General features: G+C 40.9%; 14 protein-coding genes. 5 read left to right on the top strand and 9 right to left on the bottom strand.

From position 1 onward, the window contains the following. Nucleotide 1 precedes the first annotated feature (1 nt). From cobA to AAA970_RS19760, 4 genes are all read left to right on the top strand, one after another. Nucleotides 2-790 (top strand): uroporphyrinogen-III C-methyltransferase, encoded by a 789-nt coding sequence (gene cobA / locus AAA970_RS19775; protein WP_338238623.1) that lies wholly within the window; start codon nucleotides 2-4, stop codon nucleotides 788-790. Between the two features lie 6 nt (nucleotides 791-796). Beyond that, nucleotides 797-1,378, top strand: a complete 582-nt coding sequence (locus AAA970_RS19770; RefSeq protein ID WP_338238622.1) for a precorrin-2 dehydrogenase/sirohydrochlorin ferrochelatase family protein — start codon at nucleotides 797-799, stop codon at nucleotides 1,376-1,378. A gap of 666 nt (nucleotides 1,379-2,044) precedes the next feature. Beyond that, the gene (locus tag AAA970_RS19765) at nucleotides 2,045-3,610 is read left to right on the top strand and encodes a S1C family serine protease (protein WP_338238621.1); all 1,566 of its coding nucleotides are present in this window, start codon (nucleotides 2,045-2,047) and stop codon (nucleotides 3,608-3,610) included. 494 nt (nucleotides 3,611-4,104) lie between these two features. Further along, entirely contained in the window at nucleotides 4,105-5,799 is a 1,695-nt protein-coding gene (locus tag AAA970_RS19760) for an AAA family ATPase (RefSeq protein WP_338238620.1), read from the top strand. A gap of 678 nt (nucleotides 5,800-6,477) precedes the next feature. Here AAA970_RS19760 and AAA970_RS19755 read toward each other — a convergent pair. The 6 genes from AAA970_RS19755 to AAA970_RS19730 all read right to left on the bottom strand — a co-directional run bounded on the left by AAA970_RS19755 (nucleotide 6,478) and on the right by AAA970_RS19730 (nucleotide 15,717). Beyond that, complete coding sequence (locus AAA970_RS19755) at nucleotides 6,478-6,867, bottom strand: hypothetical protein (RefSeq protein ID WP_338238619.1); 390 nt, start codon at nucleotides 6,865-6,867, stop codon at nucleotides 6,478-6,480. A gap of 703 nt (nucleotides 6,868-7,570) precedes the next feature. Further along, on the bottom strand, nucleotides 7,571-9,085 hold the full coding sequence (locus tag AAA970_RS19750; protein ID WP_338238618.1) for a sulfatase family protein: 1,515 nt from the start codon (nucleotides 9,083-9,085) through the stop codon (nucleotides 7,571-7,573). A 942-nt stretch (nucleotides 9,086-10,027) separates the two neighbouring features. Then, a complete protein-coding gene (locus AAA970_RS19745) occupies nucleotides 10,028-11,278 on the bottom strand; it encodes a hypothetical protein (protein ID WP_338238617.1) in 1,251 nt (416 codons plus the stop codon). A gap of 11 nt (nucleotides 11,279-11,289) precedes the next feature. Then, entirely contained in the window at nucleotides 11,290-13,677 is a 2,388-nt protein-coding gene (locus AAA970_RS19740; RefSeq protein WP_338238616.1) for a TonB-dependent receptor, read from the bottom strand. A 23-nt stretch (nucleotides 13,678-13,700) separates the two neighbouring features. Then, the gene (locus tag AAA970_RS19735) at nucleotides 13,701-14,861 is read right to left on the bottom strand and encodes a PepSY-associated TM helix domain-containing protein (protein WP_338238615.1); all 1,161 of its coding nucleotides are present in this window, start codon (nucleotides 14,859-14,861) and stop codon (nucleotides 13,701-13,703) included. A gap of 136 nt (nucleotides 14,862-14,997) precedes the next feature. Then, complete coding sequence (locus AAA970_RS19730) at nucleotides 14,998-15,717, bottom strand: CatA-like O-acetyltransferase (RefSeq protein WP_338238614.1); 720 nt, start codon at nucleotides 15,715-15,717, stop codon at nucleotides 14,998-15,000. A 612-nt stretch (nucleotides 15,718-16,329) separates the two neighbouring features. On the opposite strand from AAA970_RS19730, the gene AAA970_RS19725 reads away from it, so the two are divergent. Next, nucleotides 16,330-17,562: an IS256 family transposase gene (locus tag AAA970_RS19725; protein WP_338238188.1), complete on the top strand. Its 1,233-nt coding sequence runs from the start codon at nucleotides 16,330-16,332 to the stop codon at nucleotides 17,560-17,562. 164 nt (nucleotides 17,563-17,726) lie between these two features. On the opposite strand, the gene AAA970_RS19720 is transcribed toward AAA970_RS19725, so the two are convergent. From AAA970_RS19720 to AAA970_RS19710, 3 genes are read right to left on the bottom strand one after another with little or no spacing between them, the layout of a single operon-like run. Next, nucleotides 17,727-20,324, bottom strand: a complete 2,598-nt coding sequence (locus AAA970_RS19720) for a hypothetical protein (RefSeq protein WP_338238613.1) — start codon at nucleotides 20,322-20,324, stop codon at nucleotides 17,727-17,729. A 12-nt stretch (nucleotides 20,325-20,336) separates the two neighbouring features. After that, on the bottom strand, nucleotides 20,337-20,501 hold the full coding sequence (locus AAA970_RS19715) for a hypothetical protein (protein ID WP_338238612.1): 165 nt from the start codon (nucleotides 20,499-20,501) through the stop codon (nucleotides 20,337-20,339). Beyond that, a complete protein-coding gene (locus AAA970_RS19710; protein ID WP_060689294.1) occupies nucleotides 20,473-21,216 on the bottom strand; it encodes a hypothetical protein in 744 nt (247 codons plus the stop codon). Before AAA970_RS19710 ends, AAA970_RS19715 begins: the two co-directional genes overlap by 29 nt.

The following is a 21,216-nucleotide window of genomic DNA, read 5'->3' as shown; positions in this document are numbered from 1 at the left end:
CATGAAGCATGAAAATCAAAATTTACCTGCACTCACTTTGGTGGGGGCAGGACCCGGAGACCCGGATTTAATTACGGTAAAAGGCATTAAAGCCATTGCGGCTGCTGATTGTATTTTATATGATGCTCTGGTGAATCCGGAATTGTTGCAGCATGCGCGTCCGGGTGTTCCCAAAATTTATGTGGGGAAGCGTGCCGGGCAGCATTCCGCCAAGCAGGAAGAGATTAATCGCATGATTGTGCAGTATGCGCGTATCTGGGGGCATGTGGTAAGGTTGAAAGGAGGCGATCCCTTTGTTTTCGGAAGAGGACAGGAGGAAATTGATTACGCCCGAACCAATGGTTTGTTGACCGCAGTGGTGCCCGGTTTGAGTTCTTCTTTATCCGTTCCGGCCTCAGTGGGTATTCCGTTGACGGAAAGAGGGATTTCTGAAAGTTTCTGGGTGATCACCGGTACCCTCCGCAATGGTCAAATGTCCAATGACATCCGCCTGGCGGCTCAGTCAACGGCCACGGTGGTCGTGTTGATGGGCATGCGCCGCTTACAGGAAATTGCTGCAGCTTTTCAGGAGGCCGGAAGAGCGGACCTGGATGTGGCGGTGGTGCAAAATGGAACAACAGAGGAGGAACAATCTGTAGTGGGTAAAGTGCATAATATTGCTCAACTGGTGGAGGAGAAAGGAATGGGAGCTCCGGCGATTATCATTTTTGGTGGTGTGGCCCGAAGGTTAAATTCCAATGTATTATCTTCTGTTTTTGAACAAGCAGCTTTGAAGCAAGCCTTAAATTAAATTGATATGGAAGGAAATCCTTTATTTCCCATTTTTGTAAAAGTAGACCAGACGAATATTTTGGTCGTGGGTGGTGGTTTTGTCGGGACGGAAAAAGTGGGGGCTTTGCTGAAAAATGACCCCCGGGCAGCCATCACCATCGTAGCCCGAGATATTTCTGCGGAATTGAAGCAATTAGTGGCCGATAAGCCTCAGATTCGCTTATTAGAGCGGCCCTTCATGTGGGATGATCTGGATGGCCGCGATTTACTTTTTCTGGCCACTGATAATCCAAAGCTGCATGAGGAAATTAAGCCGGTAGCCAAAAAGCGGGGACTGCTCACCAATGTAGCCGATACTCCGCATTTGTGTGATTTTTATCTGGGCTCCACCGTCAAAAAGGGGGATTTGAAAATCGGGATTTCCACTAATGGAAAATCACCGACGCTGGCCAAGCGCATCAAGGAATTTCTGAATGAGGAATTGCCGGATAATACCCAACAATTATTGGATAATTTGCGTGAAATCCGTGATCGCTTAAAAGGAAACCTGGAAGAAAAAATTAAAGTGCTCGATGGGGTGACGGAAGATTGGTTGAAAAAGAATTAATTCCTATAGTTTACAACAACTATTTACCATTGAAATATTGCTCCATTTCTGAAGCAATTGGTTTGATTATTAGACCCCCGATTTGTCGGGGGCTTTTTTTTTGCATAATATTTCGGTAGGGGTAAAGCTTTGGGATTTGTTTGAGGTCTAGCCTTTGATTTTCCGCTCTTCCTGTGTCGCTTACTGCCCGTCCCACTGGTAGTAGTTTTCACACCAAACTATGAAGTTTAGTGCGGAAGTCAGGTGGCGACTACTATCGAGAACATGGAATTTAGTGGTTGGACTGTGGAAGCTTTTGGGGGAACCTTAATAGAAAAGGACATTAACCCAAATGACCTAGTTTTCGCACACAGAACCTTAAAGTTTTGTAAGGATGAAGCGCGGCGACTACGACCGAGTCCAGCGAATTTAGTGGTTGGGAATTTGATGCTCGCATGGTTCTCTGTAGCATTTGATCTGCAAGTGTATACTGATTGAGGGTTATATACCCGATATGTAAGTGTATTATTGTTCATATTTGGAGTATTTTTCTTTAATATAAGAAATACCCCTCCCCATTGATTGCTTATTTTTCCATTGAGAATACATGGTCTATTTATTTTGCCTCATAAAACTTAACCTGATAACACATTTATGCATTTTTTAAAATCTATTACATTGTTTATAGTGACATTACTATTTTGCTCTGGTTGTGTCGCTTCTATTTTTAATCCCAGATATCAAAAAATTTATATTGACGCTCCCAAAAACGCACAAGTCTCCATTGACGGGAAGAAAGTCAAAAAACAAAAGGGGAAGTATAAGGTCAAACGAGACCTTAACCCCAAGGAAGTCAAAATTGAAAGAGAAGGTTACAAAAGCCAAACGAAGGTGATTGTACAGGAGAAGCGGTCACCTTTGAAATATGTTTCTATTGCTCTTATTCCTGCTTCAGTTGTTGTTAATCCGGCCGTGGGGTGGTTGATGACCGTACCGGTAATGTTTGATCTTGGGCCTAAAGCGTACAATTATAAGAGGGAATTAGCCTTTGATAATTTAAGACTTCATAGACATAAGGAGGAGGAAGAGAAGAATATTAAAATTAATAAAGTGAGTATGAATGTGGATCCGGATGCGGTTTTGTTTGAACTGTTTGACGGTGTTAAAAGGTATAGAAAAGATCGGGCTTTGATTTCTGATAAATTGGATGAGAAATTGGAGTTGGAAAACACCATATTTACCGAGCCACTAAATGAAATCCTGACAACGAGTGGATATATTGATCAATCGAATAAAGTCTTGAAGCAAGGATATTTGAACGACTTGATCTTGAATGTGAATATCAATGATTTAAAGGCTTCAATGATTCAAAGGGATGTTAAAATTAATTATTCTGCTTACGGTGGGTTCGTCGTTGTTGATTTATCGACGGAATGGCAAGTAATGAATTACTATGGAGAAGAAGTATATAAGGTGAAGCTTGATGCGACATCTGGGCAATTTGCTTATGAGGAGAAAAAGGAATCAAAGGCATTTAAAAGTGCGATTAAGGATGCGCTCGAAAGCAGTTTACTTACGTTTTTGAATAACCGAAAAGTGAAAGAATTATTGAAAGATAAGAGTACAGTCGAGGAAGAGGCGGGTTTTGAACCCATGCTCATCACGAATAATGGCCCAAAGGTGGAAAATGTGGGACAAGCGATTAAATCGTCGGTAACGATCATTTCAGAAACAGGGCATGGTAGTGGTTTTGTCATTGGTGAAAAAGGATATATTGTGACCAATTATCATGTTATTTCAGATTCTAAATCCCTAAAGGTCATTTTAAATGATGGTTCGGAATTTACGCCTGAGGTGATCCGGACCAGTTTGATCAATGATCTGGTACTATTAAAGATCAATACGGAGGGTTTGTTGCCATTCCGCCTGAGTGCCTCTAGGGAGATGGAGGTAGCAACAGAAGTCTTTGCGGTCGGTACACCATCGGCGGAGGATTTGGGCCAAACGATCTCCAAGGGGATTATTTCCGGACACCGGAAAAATGTACAGGGTACACCACTGATCCAGACCGATGCCAGTGTGAACGGTGGCAATAGTGGCGGTGCTTTAATTACCCGTAATGGAGAAGTCATTGGGGTGGTTACTTCCAAATTACATGGATTTGGCGTAGAGGGTGTGGCCTTTGGTATTCCAGCGCATGTTGTTGTAGAGAAGTTGAACCTTAATGTTGTTGAGGCAGGCAATATTCAATAGATCTTAGGATTGCGCTTGAAAAATATTTTGAGGGGTACTGCTAGGTCGGTACCCTTCTTTTTTTGCTTGGGAGCTTCCGCCACTAGTCGTAGGTACTGTCATAAAAACCCTCAATGGTCGTATGTCTTCGCATGCTGAACTTCAAAGTCTTGTAAGGATGTAGCGCGGCGACTACGACCTAGTCCACGGAATTTAGCGGTTGGGCTGTTGGTGATCGAAGAGTTTCCGGAAGTGCTAATATCAGGGGAGGATTATTGGGTTAGCAAATTTCATCCCCATTAAAGGAGTGACACAAAGCAAAAGTGGTTAGTTGAGTTTAATATCTTTGGGTAGGATAATGGCTTTTTGGTAGACAGGTATTCTGTTTATTTATGCCGCCTCCCCTACAGCCGACCAAATGAATTTAAAACCTTTAGGAGGAAACGTATAACAGTGAATCACCATTTTTTATCCCTTGGGGAAAAATGCTTAACTTGCTTACTAAAGCAAGTAACATGAAAAGACTTCCCATCGGCCAATCCGATTTCAGACAAATCCGTAATGAAGACGCTTATTATATCGATAAGTCCCTCTTCATCGAGGAGCTGATGCGAAATAATGCGCAGACTTTATTGTTGCCACGTCCACGCCGTTTTGGGAAGACGCTCAATATGAGCATGCTGAATTATTTTTTTGATATCGATCATGCGGAGGAGTATAGAGGATTGTTTTCCGGTTTGGCCATTGAGCAGTCGGAGGAATGGCAACATCAGGGAAAATATCCGGTGATTTTTCTGACTTTTAAGGATTTGAAGCATGAGACTTTTGTTGAATTCATCATCAAGTTTCAAAAAATGCTTCAGGAGTATACCGAAGAGCACTTTGAATACCTTTTGGAGAGTGATCAATTTTTGAGAAGTGAAAAGCGATATTTAGATCGAATTGTGGAGAATGAAGCTGACCATTCGGATTTGGAAGAGTATCTCCGTAAAATGGCTAAAGTTCTCAAAAAACACCACGGTATTGGGCCCATACTCCTGATCGATGAATATGATGCGCCCATCCATGCGGCTTTCGAATATGGTTACTTGTCGGAGATGGTGGGTTTCATGCGGAATTTTCTTTCTGCCGGTTTTAAAGATAAAGATCTAATTACTAAAGGTGCGATCACCGGCATTTTACGTGTTGCCAAAGAGGATATCTTTTCTGGTTTAAATAATCTGGTAACTTATTCCATTTTGGATTATGAGTTTGCAGATAAGTTCGGGCTGACTCAAACTGAAGTCAATCAATTGATGGATGATGCAGGCTATAGTGCAGACCGGCAAAAAGTGGCGAATTGGTATAACGGCTATACTTTTGGTCAGGTTGAGAAAATCTACAATCCGTGGTCTATCCTGAATTTTGTTTCCCGGCATGAAGAAGGACTCAAACCCTATTGGGTGAATACTTCCTCCAATAAGTTGATTCAGGAGACTTTGCCCAAAATTGATGCACCTACACAAGAGCTACTTTTCGATTTGTTGCAAGGAAAATCGGTGCGTGCCCGACTGGCAGATTTTACCATTTTTGAAGATTTATATAGCGGCGACTCTAAGGTCGTTTTAGGATTATTGATATTCAGTGGCTATCTCACGACGGACGGTACAGCCCTGGATCCGGGCCGACTGGAATACAAACTTCGGGTGCCTAATGAGGAGATCCGCATCATGTATGAAACGATGCTGGCAAGGTATTTGAAAGCGAGTGAGAAGGTTTCGGAGAATGAATTGTTGGTGGCATTGTTGGAACAAAAACCCCAGACTTTTGCCGATGCGCTGAAGAGATACCTTTTGCATTCTTTCAGCTTTTTCGATATCGGAACAAAAGGATTTTTACCCGAAAAAATCTATCATGCTTTTATGTTGGGATTGATGGCGCACCTGAATCAGGAGTATCATGTTAAATCCAATAGGGAAAGCGGTTTGGGGCGTGCGGACCTGATCATTTACCCTAAAGATGCGAAGAACCCAAAAGGTTGGGTGTTGGAGTTCAAAAAGAAGACGCTTGATGATCCCGAAAGCCTGGAAGAACTGGCACAATCTGCCCTAGAACAAATTCATGAGCAGCAGTATGTGGCAGAATTAAATGGGCATGGAAAAATTGAAATCATGTGCATGGGGATTGCCTTTGACGGGAAGCAAGCGGCTTGTGCGTTTCAGGTCAGATAAAGATTAATAATGGGAGTGCAGGAAAAGGTTCGTTTACCCTCCCGGGCGCACCTGTAATTATTGCAGAGATCTTGTGGCTATGTACCAAGCTCTGAAATTGAGAGAAGGCCTATTGATGCTTGTTCTTAGTGTGATTTCCTCAGGATAGACTTTATTCCATTGCACTTGTAAATAAATTCAGACGATGGGCCGGTTTTTGATATTCCGGGCATTTACACCGGGTGAATTTAGAAGCGCGGAACCCTTGGGCCAGGGATGGAGGCGGAGGCGTTAGCCGGTTGTGGAGCTCTTTTTTGGTAGGAGCAGGCTCATGTATTTTCCTGCAAAGCTGTCTCCAAAAAAAGCGACCGCCTTGAGCCCGGTGCGCAGTTGCGCAGGCCCTCATTACCGAAATATATCGTTAAGCCGAATTATTCGCTACTAGATTTAGTAAGTGGATTTAACCAAATTAATATCAATTCCTTGCGTAGATTTTGATTGATTTTTTAATAGTTCAAATTTAGGAAAGCTTGTTTTTACCTCATTTCTCTGCTTTGTTAGAAAAACTCGAAATAGGAATCTATTCCTTCATTTTTCCTGCCTGGCCTTGATTTTGGGAAGACTACTAAGTTAGGGCTGCTGTCTGCAGAGAGATACCTGGGTGGAATTATGAGGGAGATATTTTGTGACAGGATTCAGTTAGTGAATGTTGGCAATGTCTAAGGAATCCATGCCATTGTTTTGGTAAGGATAAATCAAATCTGATATCCAGAAACAGCCACCTTCATAGTATTCCTTGGCATAATCATAAGTGTCGAAGCAATAGGAATCACCATCGATCCAGGATTCGGTACTCATTGGATCGGGATCAAAATAATAGACGGGATGGTTTACCCAATAAGAGGGCCCGAAAGGGGGTTGAACCCATGTTCTTGCTTGTCCACCGGGGAAATCCACAAAGGTCTGAAAAACAAAATCATCCCAATAAGTGGCCGGGAAACTAATGCGCTGTCCTCCCGGGTTATTCTGGCCATAATCGAAATAGCAGGAGGAAAGGAATAGTAGAAGAAATATTGTTAATGCCCTCATATGTCTTTTTTTGTAAGCTACAATTTACCGCAATTATTCAATCGAAGGATTAAATTAAAGTTAATCCGGCTTATTTATGCTTTAACCTATGTTTAGCGGCAAGGCGGGCAATTAAGCATGAATTATTCGGCTAAAGGCATTACTTTCGCTCTATCTCAATGATTTACATTTATTTCATGGTATTGGATCATTTTTATAAATCGATAGTGTTTTTTGCAAGATTGTTCATTTTTATAAACGGCAGGGCAGGGTTTTAAGGATAGGCAATAATTCCAATGATTATGGGGCATTTGATTAAGACCGTGTTTAAAAGTGCACCAACTGACGCTAATTCGAATTAATGAGAGCGATTTTGGATAAATTATCAATAATAGCGTTGCTATTATCTCAAAAAAAAGGTATCGCTTCTGCAATAATCAAATTTCGCTGTGAATTTTGGCTTTTCAACAGGAACAAAGTCGATTGCCTTAGCTCTTTTTCCAGGGGATTCTCTCCGTAATTTAACAGAGTGGTGAGTGTCGGGTAAAGATATCAGGCTGGCCTTGTCTTTACCCCAAAGGCGGTCTTCTCAAAAGATGGTCTAAGCAAGAGCAATGTCTTTTTTTATCATAATTAACTTTTTTGCATTAAAGAAAGCCAAAGGTATACAAAAAAATGGGTGCAACAGTTGCAATTTAACTGTGCACCCTGTGTGGGATTCAAATTATTTTGTTGCTTTTCGGGTAATGGCTTTGCCGTCCCGAAGCTGATTATATTTTTCAAACATTCGCGAAATGCGTTCCTGCTGATCAGGTTTATTAATCAAATTATCCTGCTCTCGCTCTGCTAAATTATCTTTTAGGTTAAAGAGTTTGGAAGGGCTTCTTGTGGCGTTTGTTTTATCCTTTTTATCCACCTGAATGATCAGTTTCCAATCGCCTTCCGTAATGATCACTTCTTTTCCTGTCCCGCCCTGCGTAATGAGAAATGGTCTTTCTTTGGCTCGTTTTTCGTTCAACAAGTGCGGGAGTAGGTTGTAAGAATCTAAACCTCCATTTTCAGGTAGTTTTTGATTGGTAATTTCCGCCAGGGTCGACATAATGTCCAGACCTAAAACCGGAGTACTATTTTGTTGGTTCGCTTTTATTTTATTGGGCCAACTTACCATAAAGGGAACGCGGTGTCCGCCTTCAAATGGAGTGTTTTTGCCCCCACGGTAGATGCTGCTGGATTTATGTCCGCTGGCAATGGTGGCTTTTTTTTGTAAACCACCATTGTCGGAGGTAAAGATGAAAATGGTATTTTCATAAACGCCTTTTTTCTTGAGGGCTTCCACCAACATGCCCATTTGGACATTTAATTCCTTGATCATGTCCATATGAGCACTAGGCGTGGTGCCGGCAATTTTAATCCCATTCAGGCTTTCAGGTGGGGTGTGGGGAACGTGCACCGCCTGGCTGCAATAATACATAAAGAAGGGCTGCTTTTTGGAAGTTTGTTCGATGAAGGCGACCGCTTTTTTGGCAAGCATAGGCCCCATATCCTTAGGATCCCAGTAAGTATCTCCCATTCCAGGGCCTTTGTCTAGTTTTACGCCCTTTTTCGCCATCATCTCTTTGGTAATAAAGGTGATTTCGGATTTTTGATTCAGGGGCAGCCATTTACCATTTTCATAAACGGCATAAGGAGGAGCCTGAATGCCTGCAGGATAAGTAAAGCTGTATTCAAAGCCTTTAAATTGGGGGCCGCCGCCAACGATTTCGCTTAAATCTACACCACCGGCTTTATTTCTGGACCCGCGATATATTGCGTTGGCATTATTCGAAGATCGGAAATCTCCGCCTAAATGCCACTTTCCGAAAAAGGCGGTTTGGTAGCCTGCATTTTTCATCAGGTGTCCCAAAGTCATTTCTGATTCATCTGCAATGGGGCTTTTATCATAGGCTCCCCATACTCCCCATGGGAAAGGACTTCGGTAACAACTGTTACCGGTCATGATGGCGTAGCGGGAAGGCGCACATAAAGCGGCCGGGGCATGGGCATTGGTGAAGATCATGCCTGATGTTGCCAGGCGATCCAGATGGGGTGTTTCTAAAATTATATTGTCTGAATGTAATTTTCTATAGTGAGAAATGTCCCCTGTTCCGAGGTCGTCGGCCAGTATCACGACGACATTGGGGTTTTGAGCTCCCAGCTGCAAACAAAATAGAAGCGCTAATAGTGTGAAAAAATATCGCATAGTCGAAAAATTATTTTAGGCAATTAGCTGAAAATTTTTCAATCAGAAGGTGGGAAAAAGGATGTTTATACGGGAAAAAAAATTCGATACAGGTTTTGACTAGGGATATTAGGCTTTCCCGGGGAACCGGTTTAGCGCAATCAAGCATATAAAGCCAATGGTTATAGGAAGGATGCGGCTCCAAAACAGGCTGGGGAGCAGGGCGAAATCAGCCTCATGAATTAAATTTTTGTAGATACATGGTCCGCTTCCCATGATTAAGAAGCAGAATAGCCAGATTTGGAGTGCGGATAATTGATATTTTCTACGATAGGCTAAAATTCCCAGAATCAGCCCATTCATCATCAGGACTAAGCTGCAGGCAAGGGAGTTCATTGACCAAAGGCAAAAGCTTTCCAAAATGGAAAATGAAAGTATGATCAGGTAAATGAATCGGAGGGTGTTTTTCTGGCCTTTAGTAATTCCCATCATGTTTTTTTGATGAAATATAGATGCTTTTTTTGCGGGATATATTGAGCAAATGGAGCTCAGGATATGATTTTTGTTTTACAGAGTTCGTGTTGCGGAAATAGAAAAACACGGCACTATTCCCTGTGCCGTGTTTTCTAAATGATTGTTTTAAAGCAATATGGTAAGCGCGTGTTTAATAGCCAAAATTTGCAGCGAAAATTTGAATATTGCAGAAGCGATAACCGATTACTTTGAGAAAATAGCAGCGCTATTGTTGAGCAATTATCCAAAATCGCTTCCAATAATTAGTATTTGTGCCCGGATGATGCGTTTTTAAACTTGCTCTAAGAAATAATAGTTTTTTATAGGTGTTGATTCGTCATTCTTTAATGTATTGGACCACAACATTATGTAGGGAAGAAATATTAATTCCCCAAAACTAAATTTATTTATTGGAATTTTATTTAAATATATTAAAATCAGGTTATTAGCTTATCTGTAAATGCCCTGAATGTAAACGTTTCCACCATCTAATTTTAATCCGGGATTTGCCTCGGTTGAATTGGCAGAGAATTCATAGACGAAAGCTTCCTCTGGTTGTGCGTCGGGGCTGATGGCCATGTAAAATTTATCCCCAATGGCTAAGCCATTCTGATAAGGGAATAGGTTAGAGAGCGGGACATTTAATTTGGTGGCGGTTTTGTTAATCAAATCTACGCGAGCAACCGTCCAGGTATTCGTAGCTTCGGTGACATAAAGGTCATCATGTAAGATTGGCAAATAAGCAATGCCATTTCCGGCATAAAACCATCCCACTGCACTATAATTTTGTCCTAGTATTTCATTGATGTTTAATTCATAGTTTTCATCATATTTACCGTCTTTCAAGCGGGTGAAGACTGTTTGGGATGCTGGAGTGCCTTCCACCTGATCATTGAATCCAAAGCGTGTCGTTGCATTCAGTTGGTATACATAACCATCTCCGGCGGTGTTCATTGCTGGAGCGCGGTAGCCGTAAGTATGTCCAGCGTATTTATCATTGTGTACGACTGAAATTTCTGTCATTTCAGGGTAATTCAAAACGATGGTCTCAATACCTTCCACCAGGTTTTCAAATTCGTCATTGGTTTCACGTGCGACTCCAAAGTAAATTTTTCCTTCCAGGATGGTAGGGGAGTCTACGCGGTATATGATGGCATTTTGTTCTTCAGATTGTGCGGATTGCTCAATTACAATTTCGGTATTGGATTTTAGTTTTAAGGCCGGTATCTCAATGGCCACCACCTGTAATACTCTGTCATCCCCATTAGTAGCAACATTGTATACCAAAATATCATTTTGCATCACTCGGATTCTGGGGTGAGTCCCCACAAATCCTTGTGCGTCAAATTCACCTATTCTCTCGTAGTCGCCATTATCTAAAACCATGTATTGGGTGATCATTCCTGTTCCATAATTAAGCGAATAGATGTAGCCATCATTACCCGCTACTCTTGCGGAACGGTCGCCCACCAGCTCTGTTCCGTTTCCAATGAAAGTTAAATCTCCTGAAGTTAAAGCCTCGGAAGTAGCCATATAATAGGAGCTTCCTTGTTCTCCCCCAATCTCCGAGGCCAGGGTAAACAATTCCGTATTAGGCTGCCCGCCGGAACCAGGATTATTCGTTTCATTTTCCGTACATGAGCATAATCCTGCCAGTCCTAACAGAGAGGCGAATACGATTGATTTAAATTTATGAAGCATGATATAAGTTTTTATAAAATATTATAGTTCAGTTTGATGTAGAATCCTCTGCCCGGTCTTTGAACACCATAATTATCAAACACCTGAGCGTTCATGATATTTCGGATATCCAGGTTGAGGGATATTTTTTGATTAGGGAATTGATAGCCCACTCCCATATTATGGACCATTTGCGTGGGAATGGTTTGCTTGTCCCGGCTGCCCAGGGCTTCCCAATCCAGGAAAAATTCATGTACATAATTATAACTCCAGTAAATGGATAGGGCATCGTTGGTCCGGAATAAATCCAATAATTGGTATCGGATCCGATTATTCATTTGGAAGAAGGGAACGTTTCTTAATCGGTTGTTGTAGTAAACGTTTTCATTTCCATTACCATCATATTTCATTTTATTTCTGGCATCTAAATAGGATAAGCTGAAATCAATAAAAAGCTGTTTGCTCCAGTTATATGAAATTTCGGTGTCCAGCCCTTTACTTAAACTTTGCCCGATGTTTTCACTGACCAATTCTTCTCCATCGGAACCTTTTCCGCTAATACTTTGTAAAATCTGATCCTGAGTGTCCCGGTAGAAGAAGTTCGTATTCCAGGAAATTTGATGTATGCCTAAGTGGTAAGGCCCCAGATTTACTCCTAGGTTGAGGTTATTACTTTGTTCCGGATTTAGTTCATAGGAAGCCTCCACATTTTCTGCCAGATTGCCAAAAACTTCATTTACTTCGGGTAGTCGGATCGCCTGTTCTGCGGAAGCCAATAATAAAACTTTTGGGTGTAGTCGAAGGGAAGTAGCGGCTCCAAAGCCCCATCGTCCATCATATTTTGAAAATTGATAAGGTTCCCAGAGGGCTCCATTTTTTACCGCATCCTCCACATTGATTTGGTAACCATAATATTTGGCGAATACTGAGCTTTTCCATTTTTCATTGAAGGCTAATTGTTGGAAATTGAAGCCTAAATTATGTTTGGCTATCCTTTTTTCCCCTACTAAATCTTGTCTGCTTGGAGCCGCCAAAGGGTCGTTGCTGTTTTGTCTGGAATCAGTATAAACATAGTTAATACCGATTTTTTGACTCCTGCTTAAATCGTAATTTAGGTTAATGCGATTAATTAACGTATTTATTTCATCCAACTGTAGCGTGGCATCGCCTCTTTCGCCCGGAGTTTGGTTGGTCTGTCGAATTTGTCCATACCAATTGTATCGATTAGTGGTGGTGTCCACCGTCTGTCTCTCCATTAGGGTATAAGCCGCAAAGGCATTTACGTTTAAGCCTTTCAGAATAAAGTCATCCTTGATATAAGAGGCATTTGGGGTGAGGGTAGATTGCGTATAATGCCTTTCCCCATAAGGAACATCCATGGTAGCTCCATGCTGAATTTCGGAATACAAATCGGCATATAGCAGCCCTACGTAAAATTGATCCGCCCACCATTTGTTGGTAAAACCTAAATCTACCTTGGGTGCATAGGAATAGAACGCATCGTTAAACCTTTTGACTTTCATTCCTCTGTTTACAGATCCATCCGGATTACTGACATAAATATTGTCTCCCCAAACTTCGTAGTTATTATCGGAATAATTGTAAAACATGGATCCTTTCACACTAAAGCCTGATTTCGTATCTCTCCACATCCCGTTCAATACCGTTTCGTGTGTATTGAAACTTCCTATAGAGTAAGAAAAATCTAAAGCATTTTGTGCATTTTTCTTGGTCACCACATTAATGGCTCCACCTAAAGCGTCACTCCCTAAATCTGTGGGGATAACTCCTTTATAGATTTCCATGCGTTCAATGAGGTTTACCGGAATATTTGCAATGGAGTAGGCTTGTCCAAAGTATTGCATCGGGACGCCATCAATAAAAAAGCGTATAGAATTACCTCCCAGCCCGTTGATATTGTAAGAAGCATTGGAGCCCAGCCCGCCGGATTGTCGAACCCGAATCCCAGCCGTTTGATCCAGCAAATCGTTCATCTGAACGGTCTGCATTTTTACACGCTTCATTTCCACCACCTGAGCGGAGAAGCCCTTTAATGCAATTTCTTTTGCCGCCGCTTCTCCTTGAATCACCACCTCTTCCAGTTCTGTTTGATTTTCATGAAGGCTGATTTGCAGGTAGTTGTTTTTATCTGGATTAATTCTAATTTGGTTTGAAAAAAATGCATATCCAATGCTACTGACCTCCAGTTGGTGATGCCCGGCCTGGAGGTTATTGAGTGTGAATTTTCCTGTTTCATCTGAAGTCGTTCCTTGCTTTCCTCCGTCTATTACGATGTTAGCGAAAGGGACAGCTTCACCTTTTTGATTGGTTATTTGTCCCTTAAGGCTGATTTTTTGAGCCAAAAGATCCCCTGATCCTATGAAAAATAGGATAAATAAAAAGGGTAGAAATTTATTCATAATTGTTTTCCTAAGGCGTTTGCTTAAACGGATGCGAATGCTTTGGTGGCATTTTTCTTTTTCGTCTTTCGATTGATTTTCAGTTTTTTCAACCAAATAATCACCCCCGTAATGGGAAGGGAAGTAGCAATTAAACTAGCAATGAAATACAAGAATTTTGAAAGCTGTCCATAAATATCTCCTAAATGCAGTGGCTTTATCAAAGCAGCAATTTTTTCATTAAAAGCTTTATCGGAGAAACGATTTACCTTTAAAACTTCCGCTGTTTGTGGGTGTAGCATTATCTGATCCGCTGCCTTGGCTTTATACCACTTTGGATTATAGGTCGAAACTGTAATATATCCTCCTGGATTTTTGGGGAATCTGACGCTGCTTTCTCCCTGGTAGCCAATGGCCGTTTGTGCTGCCTCGAAGAGTGTTTCGTAGCTAGCTGCCTCTTGGCCGGGAATGGATTCAAATTTTATATGTTCGGCTTCTGAACGCGATAATACCCTGGCCTGCAGTACCGCACTCAAACCATCTCGATACCAGCCAAATGACCAACATAGGCCAGTTAAAGCCATGATTAATAGTAGGATTAAAGAATAAAAACCTAAAGTATTGTGAAGGTCATAATTGAGGCGGTACCAGTTACCATTAGTTTTGATTTTAAATCCCTGTTTCCAGTTTTTCCATTTTTTGGGAATCCAGAGGATTAGCCCGGAAATACAAATAATGACGAAGCATACTGTTGCCCAGCCTACTATAGGGCGGCCAATTTTGGTATCTAAGAGTAACCAGCGATGCAATTTGAAATTGGTCATAAAGAAAGCTTTAGCGGCTTTACTGCTCTCTGGTAATATTTCTGCAGTGTAAGGGTTTACTAACAAGGTTTTTCCCCTTCTCTGTCCTTTTTCCGGCGCAAAGTAAATGCTGATAGCTTTACCTTCTTGCGCTGGTATATTAAATCCTGTTATTCTTTTATCAGTATAATGGGCAGTTTTGGCAATAATATCATCAATTGCCATTCTCTTTTCACTGATCTCTACATGGTGGGCATTTTGATTAAGCCAGTCGGTGATTTCTTTCTGGTATATCAGTATAGTTCCGGTAAGACAAACCACAAAAAGGACTAACCCACTACCTATTCCCAGCCAAAGGTGAAGATCTCCTATAAATTTTCTGAATCTATTTTTCTGCGCCATTATTAATATTATCAACAATCAATAATACAAATATAGCGGTTATTTAGAATTGTTAAAAATAAAAAGAAGCTTATTTTGAATTAGTATAAATAGAAACTTGTGACGCTTGGTGGCTTGGGGTGTTAGTGCATAGATATTAAGGGGATTGAATGTTTTTTTCAAAGTCAGCCATAAAGGCAGAAAGTAAAAAAGGGTCCAAATTGGAGTGATCGAAAGTGATTAAAAGCGGGATGAATTGACGTTCTTCCTGATTATAACGTTTGCCAAAATAGAAATAGGGGCGACCGCTGCTTTTGGCTGGTGTATGAAGGCTGAAACCGGTGAATTGCAAATTTGGTAAGTTGCCTACAAAGTGTGCTGTTGCCCAAACCGATGGAGGAAGGGGACTGAAAGCATCACGGTTTTTACTTTCCTTAATGGCTAGTCGGTAATTTTTAAAAAAGTCTTTTGGCGGATCACCTGCCACATTATCTACCGTAATTTCTGTAAAACGGATATCGCCTCCTATAGCAATGGGGGAAAATAGGGGTAGATTATCAAAAAGGTACCATTGATCTCCGATTTTTCGATAACGAAATGCGGGATGGCTCTTCATGGTTTGTACCAAATGCCACATCAGATAGGCTGTAAATGAGGCTTCAGGGACGTTATTGTACTGGTCTTTATATGTTTTTAAAGCTTCTGTGATGTCCAGTTGCAGCGTCATTTGCAAATTGGGCTCATTTACAAATGCCTTATTATGAAAAAAATCCAGGGACCAACGCTCATAAGAACTGATCTCTTCTTGACTTAATGCTCTACCTTGGTATTGTTTCAATAATTCCTCTAAAGGGATATCGTTAACGGGAATGGACATAATGCTGCTTTTTTAGGGCGGCAAAGATGTGTTGATTTTTGGATTTATCCAATCCTCCTTTATGATCTTTATGTTAAAATATGGCTGCTCCTCATTATGCCGAATAAAGCTAAATTATTCGTGTTTAACTGCAATGCGGGAAAAATGAATGCATAGTTTGCTATTTCGTGTTTTTCGATCGAAGCAGATGATGAGGAGAAAGCAATCTTCCCCAAATTTTGGTGATTAAAAAATCAGCCAAAATAAAAGTAAAGGACCGAAGATTAGTCAGGTGGATGGAGTCCTTAATTGATCCGGGAATAATTCGGATAATAGGGGATTAATGAAATCAGAAAAAACTTTAATCAATTTAGAATGTGTTTAAAAGCCCAACATCCGGCTGCAAATTCGAATTATTGGAAGCGATTTTGGGAAATTTATCAACAATAGCGATGCTATTCTCTCAAAATAATCGGGTATCACTTCTGCAATAATCAAATTTTTCGCTGCGAATTTTGATATTTAAATACGCTCATTGGAGATATGCCCGAAAGTGGTGTTTGGGGGTTGAAAAATAGCGGCAAAATTGGTTGATTTAAACGCCAATAAAAAACAAGCCAAAAATTTGCCACCATGAGCGAAATTAATCAAATCCCACCGATTGCGGAAGCAACTCACGATCTATTAACAGAGACGATTCGGGCAGGAGCCAAAGAAATCATACGCCTTGCGGTTGAGGCGGAGTTGGAGGAGTATTTAAAGCAATTCCGCGACCTTAAAACTGCTGATGGAAAAGCCGCAGTAGTCCGAAATGGTCATTTGCCGGAACGAGAAGTTCAGACAGGTATTGGCCCGGTAACGGTCAGAGTTCCAAAGATTCGTTCCAAAACAGGAGCCCCGGTTTCTTTCCAATCGGTTCTGGTTCCGCCATATGTTCGAAAATCGAAATCACTGGAGGCTGCGATACCCTGGCTTTATCTCAAGGGTATTTCAACGGGGGAAATGAATGATGCTTTAGAAGCGCTCTTAGGCCCCGGAGCCAGCGGTTTGTCTTCCAGCACTATTTCCCGTTTAAAAACAGAATGGGGAAAGGAATACGATGTCTGGCGAAAAGCCTCTTTAGCGGACAAGAAGTGGGCTTACATTTGGGTTGATGGAATCTACAGTGGTCTAAGGAAGGAAGATGATAAACTTTGTGCACTGGTCGTTATTGGAGTTGACAGTCAGGGAAGGAAGCATTTTTTAGCGATTGAAGATGGGGTCAGAGAGTCAAAACAAAGCTGGAAAGAGGTATTACTCGAACTGAAACACCGCGGTATGAATGCGCCTAAATTAGCGATTGGTGATGGGGCGCTGGGCTTTTGGGCAGCATTGGAAGAAGAATTCCCTAAAACAAAGGCGCAACGCTGCTGGATGCATAAAACTGGCAATGTTTTGAATTGCTTACCCAAATCGGCTCAACAAAAGGCTAAGGACAAAATCCATCAAATATGGATGGCCGAAACCAAAGAAGAAGCAGATAAAGCATTTGACTTATTCATAGATACTTATGAGGCAAAGTATCCAAAAGCTGCAATTTGTTTACAAAAAGACCGTGATGAATTGCTAAATTTTTACGACTTTCCCGCTGAACATTGGCAAAGCATCCGAACCACCAATCCGATAGAGTCCTCTTTTGGGACGATCAGACATCGTACGAAGCGATCAAAGGGTTGTCTGGATCGGGACGGAATGCTCCATATGATATTCAAACTCGGCATGTGTGCGGAGAAAAACTGGAATCGAATACGGGGCTATAAAACCATTGAAAAAGTAATCAGAGAAGTTAAATTTAAAGACGGCGAAGAGATCAAACAGGCCGCTTAACTTCGACCTCCTGAACACCACTTTTGGGCATAGCTCCGCTCATTGTGCTTTGGGTAATCTGTTTGTCTCGGGTATTCTGTTATTATAGGTCAGCATTTTTCACTGCCTGCTCTTTGCCTGAACGAAAAAAAAGCCAGTAAAAATTTTACTGGCTCCATGAGGTATTACCTGATTTTCAGGAATGTATTAAAAAGCATTTCTGCTAGATTTCTTCTGGCTGCTAATGCTATTTTATCGTCTTTGCCGTAGTAAAGCTTTTCCTTTTCCGCTTTGAACGCTACCCATTCCTGAAATGAAATACTAATAAATTTCAAATCAACGAATGCCGGTTTATGTTCAATCATATACTTCATTACTTTTTCCCTGAAGGCGGACTGTCCTAATGGAATAGACCAGGAAGGGAAGCATACAGTTCCGGAGTAATTAATTTGATTTTCACGGATTCTTACTCCATCCTCATATTTTATAAAGTAATCAATTACTTTTTCCTTGAAATAAGTCTCCGATATATGGCTGAAATATTCTACAATTTCGTCTAAATCGTGGTGAATTTTTTCTACAGATATTTCCGCTATTAATCCTTCAAATTGAATGTTTTCTTTCTCATCCTTAAAGGCTAATGAAAAAGTCTGGTTGCCGTTATTAGCGACATAAAACATACTCGCATTTTGTAAGGATTTGAATATTTTAGGGATGAGTAATTGTCGTTCCTCTATACTGTAAGTATTGGTCGAGGCCAGTACTGTTTTCCCTTCTTTGTTTTTTAAATAAATACCGAAATAGCCCTCTTCAGGTCTTGGTCTTAGCCTAATATGCTCTAGAAAACCCAAAGAATTGGATTGCTCATTCAGCTGATTCAGCTGTCTTTCGAAATTGCCGATAAATTGAATTGCTTCTTCCTTATTTTCCACCTGCTGTATAGTGGAAATGGATTTGTCTTCCATATTTTGAAGGAAAACCTGGCTTGGGTTAGCAAAGTCCAACAGATAATTGGATGAATTTAATCCACTTTGAAATACCCATTCAGGGATGGCATGCTCCCTTATCTGCTGGTTTTTTTTGTATTCTACCAAATCATCCTCATCCAGGAAGTCTAATGTTGCCGGTAATTTCTTTAATATTTGAGAAGCATCTACTTCAGGGGTAACTTCTATGCCGTTTTCAAAATTAGAAAATTCCTTCGGGTTCAAATTAAAGAACTGGTTGGTCCGCTGAATAAGACCAGCAGGGATAATCCCCTGTTCTTTGACTTCCTCCCCTTTATTTTTACTTAAATTCAGGTGATGGATCTCCTGCAGTAGGGCCCTTTTTCCTTTTAGGTTAATATTTTGATCAGAATACGTTGGGTATTCTTCTCCATATAAACTTAGCAGATAATCCAAAAATCTACTTTTCCGAAGTTGTTTCGCCTCTATGGTTTTACCTAATTTGGTAAGCAGGCCAGGGTAGTCCTCTGGCTTTTCAGTATCTAATATTTGATCCATTAAAGGAATGCCCTCTAAAGGTATGAAATGATAGGTTTTACTATCTTCCGTTCCGGCAGAGTAGAGGTGTTTTACATGATCCAACTGACCAAAAAAGTTGGCCATGATTTGTTCCAAAAGCATTAGGAAGCCCTTCAACTGGAAGATTTTCCCTTTTACTTCTTGTGGGGCTTGTAGTCCAATACCATCTTCACCCAACCTGTATATATTGGGGAAATCATGTTGTATAGAATAATAGGACGAAAGGTCTTCCTCTACTAATTTGGCATTAATTTCTTGTATTCCTCCCTCTGAATTGGAGTGAATATGGGTAGTTTTTTCTTTATACCTTCTTAAAAATGAAATAAAGTCAGGATTACTACTACTTTCATTTTCTTTCTTAATTTTAAGCGTGTAGGTACTTTCCTCCTCTGGAAGAATAAGTGAGGGTTTAGAGAATTTTGAGATTTCCAACTGTTCCTCAAATTCTTCCTCATTCAGTTGAATCTTAAAGTTTTCCAGTCTTTTTACCCCTTCGGTATCTAAAATAATTTTTGTTATCTCAGATAATAATATGCGCTTAAGTTTTGGCCTTAATTGATCATCCAGGATAATACCGTTCTTTAGTCTTGGCCCGGCATATAATTTTTCCTCTCCCAATGCAATGCTATGATATTGTTCGGGATCCAAATAATTGATTTGCGGACGGATGAAGTCTTCAATCTGATGGTATATGGCGGCAAGGATGGATTCTCTATTGTAATTTTCCTGAATTTCAATACTTCCGCAAAGTGCTAAAGGTTGCTTTTTCAGGATATGAATGCTTTCCAGATCTTCCCCCAGGTTCCGGTTTTTGTAGAAAGTCTCTGCAACTTTTGCTTTAATCTTGCTAATTTCTTCCTGACTATTCGAAACCAGGTCAATGTCTACAAAAATTTCATACAAACCTTTGATATGGTGGCCGTCTTCAATGGGACTCACCCATATATTTCTGGCTTCCGGAATTTGATCATAGATGACCTTCCGCAAATCCTTTTCCGTGATGGCTCCGGAAGGAAAAGCTTGCTGAGGGGACAGTAAAGTGTTTTGATTTTGATTACTGGAGAATAAAATTTGCTCAGGATTTCTCTGAGCGCGATAAATCATATCAGCGGTAGCCAGGGCTAATTGTTCAAGTATGGTGATCCCCGGGTCATGTATATTATGATCCGTCCAATACTTACTGCCATAGTCTCCTAGTAGTTCCCTTCCGTATTCAAATAATTCTTTGAAATCCAGAATATTCTTTACCTTATCCATCCGTGCTACCTTTTATTTTTGAGCGCTTTGTTCGTTGATTTGTAGATTGAGTTTTCCAATTAATTCGAAAACTTCCTCAAAAGGTCTTTTACCTAATGCTGCAAAAATGATAGCAGCTTCCTCTTGACTGATTCTAATCTCTAATTCTTTAGTCGTTTCCTTCTTCAATGCTTCCATCCATGAAAGTGTCTTGCCATAATTCGGCGATTTGGTATTGAATTTTAAAATCTCCGTTATAGTCGGATCTGGTTCTCATTTCCAGTTTATAATTGTAAGTGTCTCCACTCCAGCGAATCTGAATTTTATTAAGCCTGATGCCGTAGTGTGCCTGTTCAATTTTTATGGAATTTTTTGATTTTCCATAGGTACTTAAGGCGCGCGCATAGACCATTGCGTAGCGCCCCGTCTTTTTCTTACCTACCCCTGCGACCACTTCAAATAAGTGACAACCATTTAACTCGTCCGCTACCGTATGCCATTTACCATCTGCCGGGATTTTTCCGGCATAGGCAGTTCCCTTACGGCCATGGCTGGCGATAAAGCCATTAACATCCAGCGGGGCAGCGGGAGTAGGGTTTTTGATGCCCACATTTCCGTTTTGCTCTAAGGAAAGTACGGGTTCTCCTATGGTATTTTTATAATGAAGGGTGGCCGTAGATTTCTCAATTGCCGCATTCCAGGCCGGGCTTCTGTCTTCAATGTTCTTGAAAAAGGAGATCAATTTCTCAGAATTGCCTACCGCAGAAAGCATTAAGCCATCCTCCATGGTTTTGGACATTCCGTCATCTACCTTATTGACCACAGAATCAATCAAATCATGGAAGTTCGATGAGGCAGGTAATTTCCCTTTGTTGAAATATTCCTTTAAAGTATTTCTATTTTTTAAACTCAT

This window comes from Persicobacter diffluens (assembly GCF_036244895.1).
In the GTDB taxonomy this organism is placed as follows: domain Bacteria; phylum Bacteroidota; class Bacteroidia; order Cytophagales; family Cyclobacteriaceae; genus Persicobacter; species Persicobacter diffluens.
The sequence above is the reverse complement of the archived record's forward strand: the minus strand, read 5'-3'. Positions and strand labels throughout refer to the sequence as shown.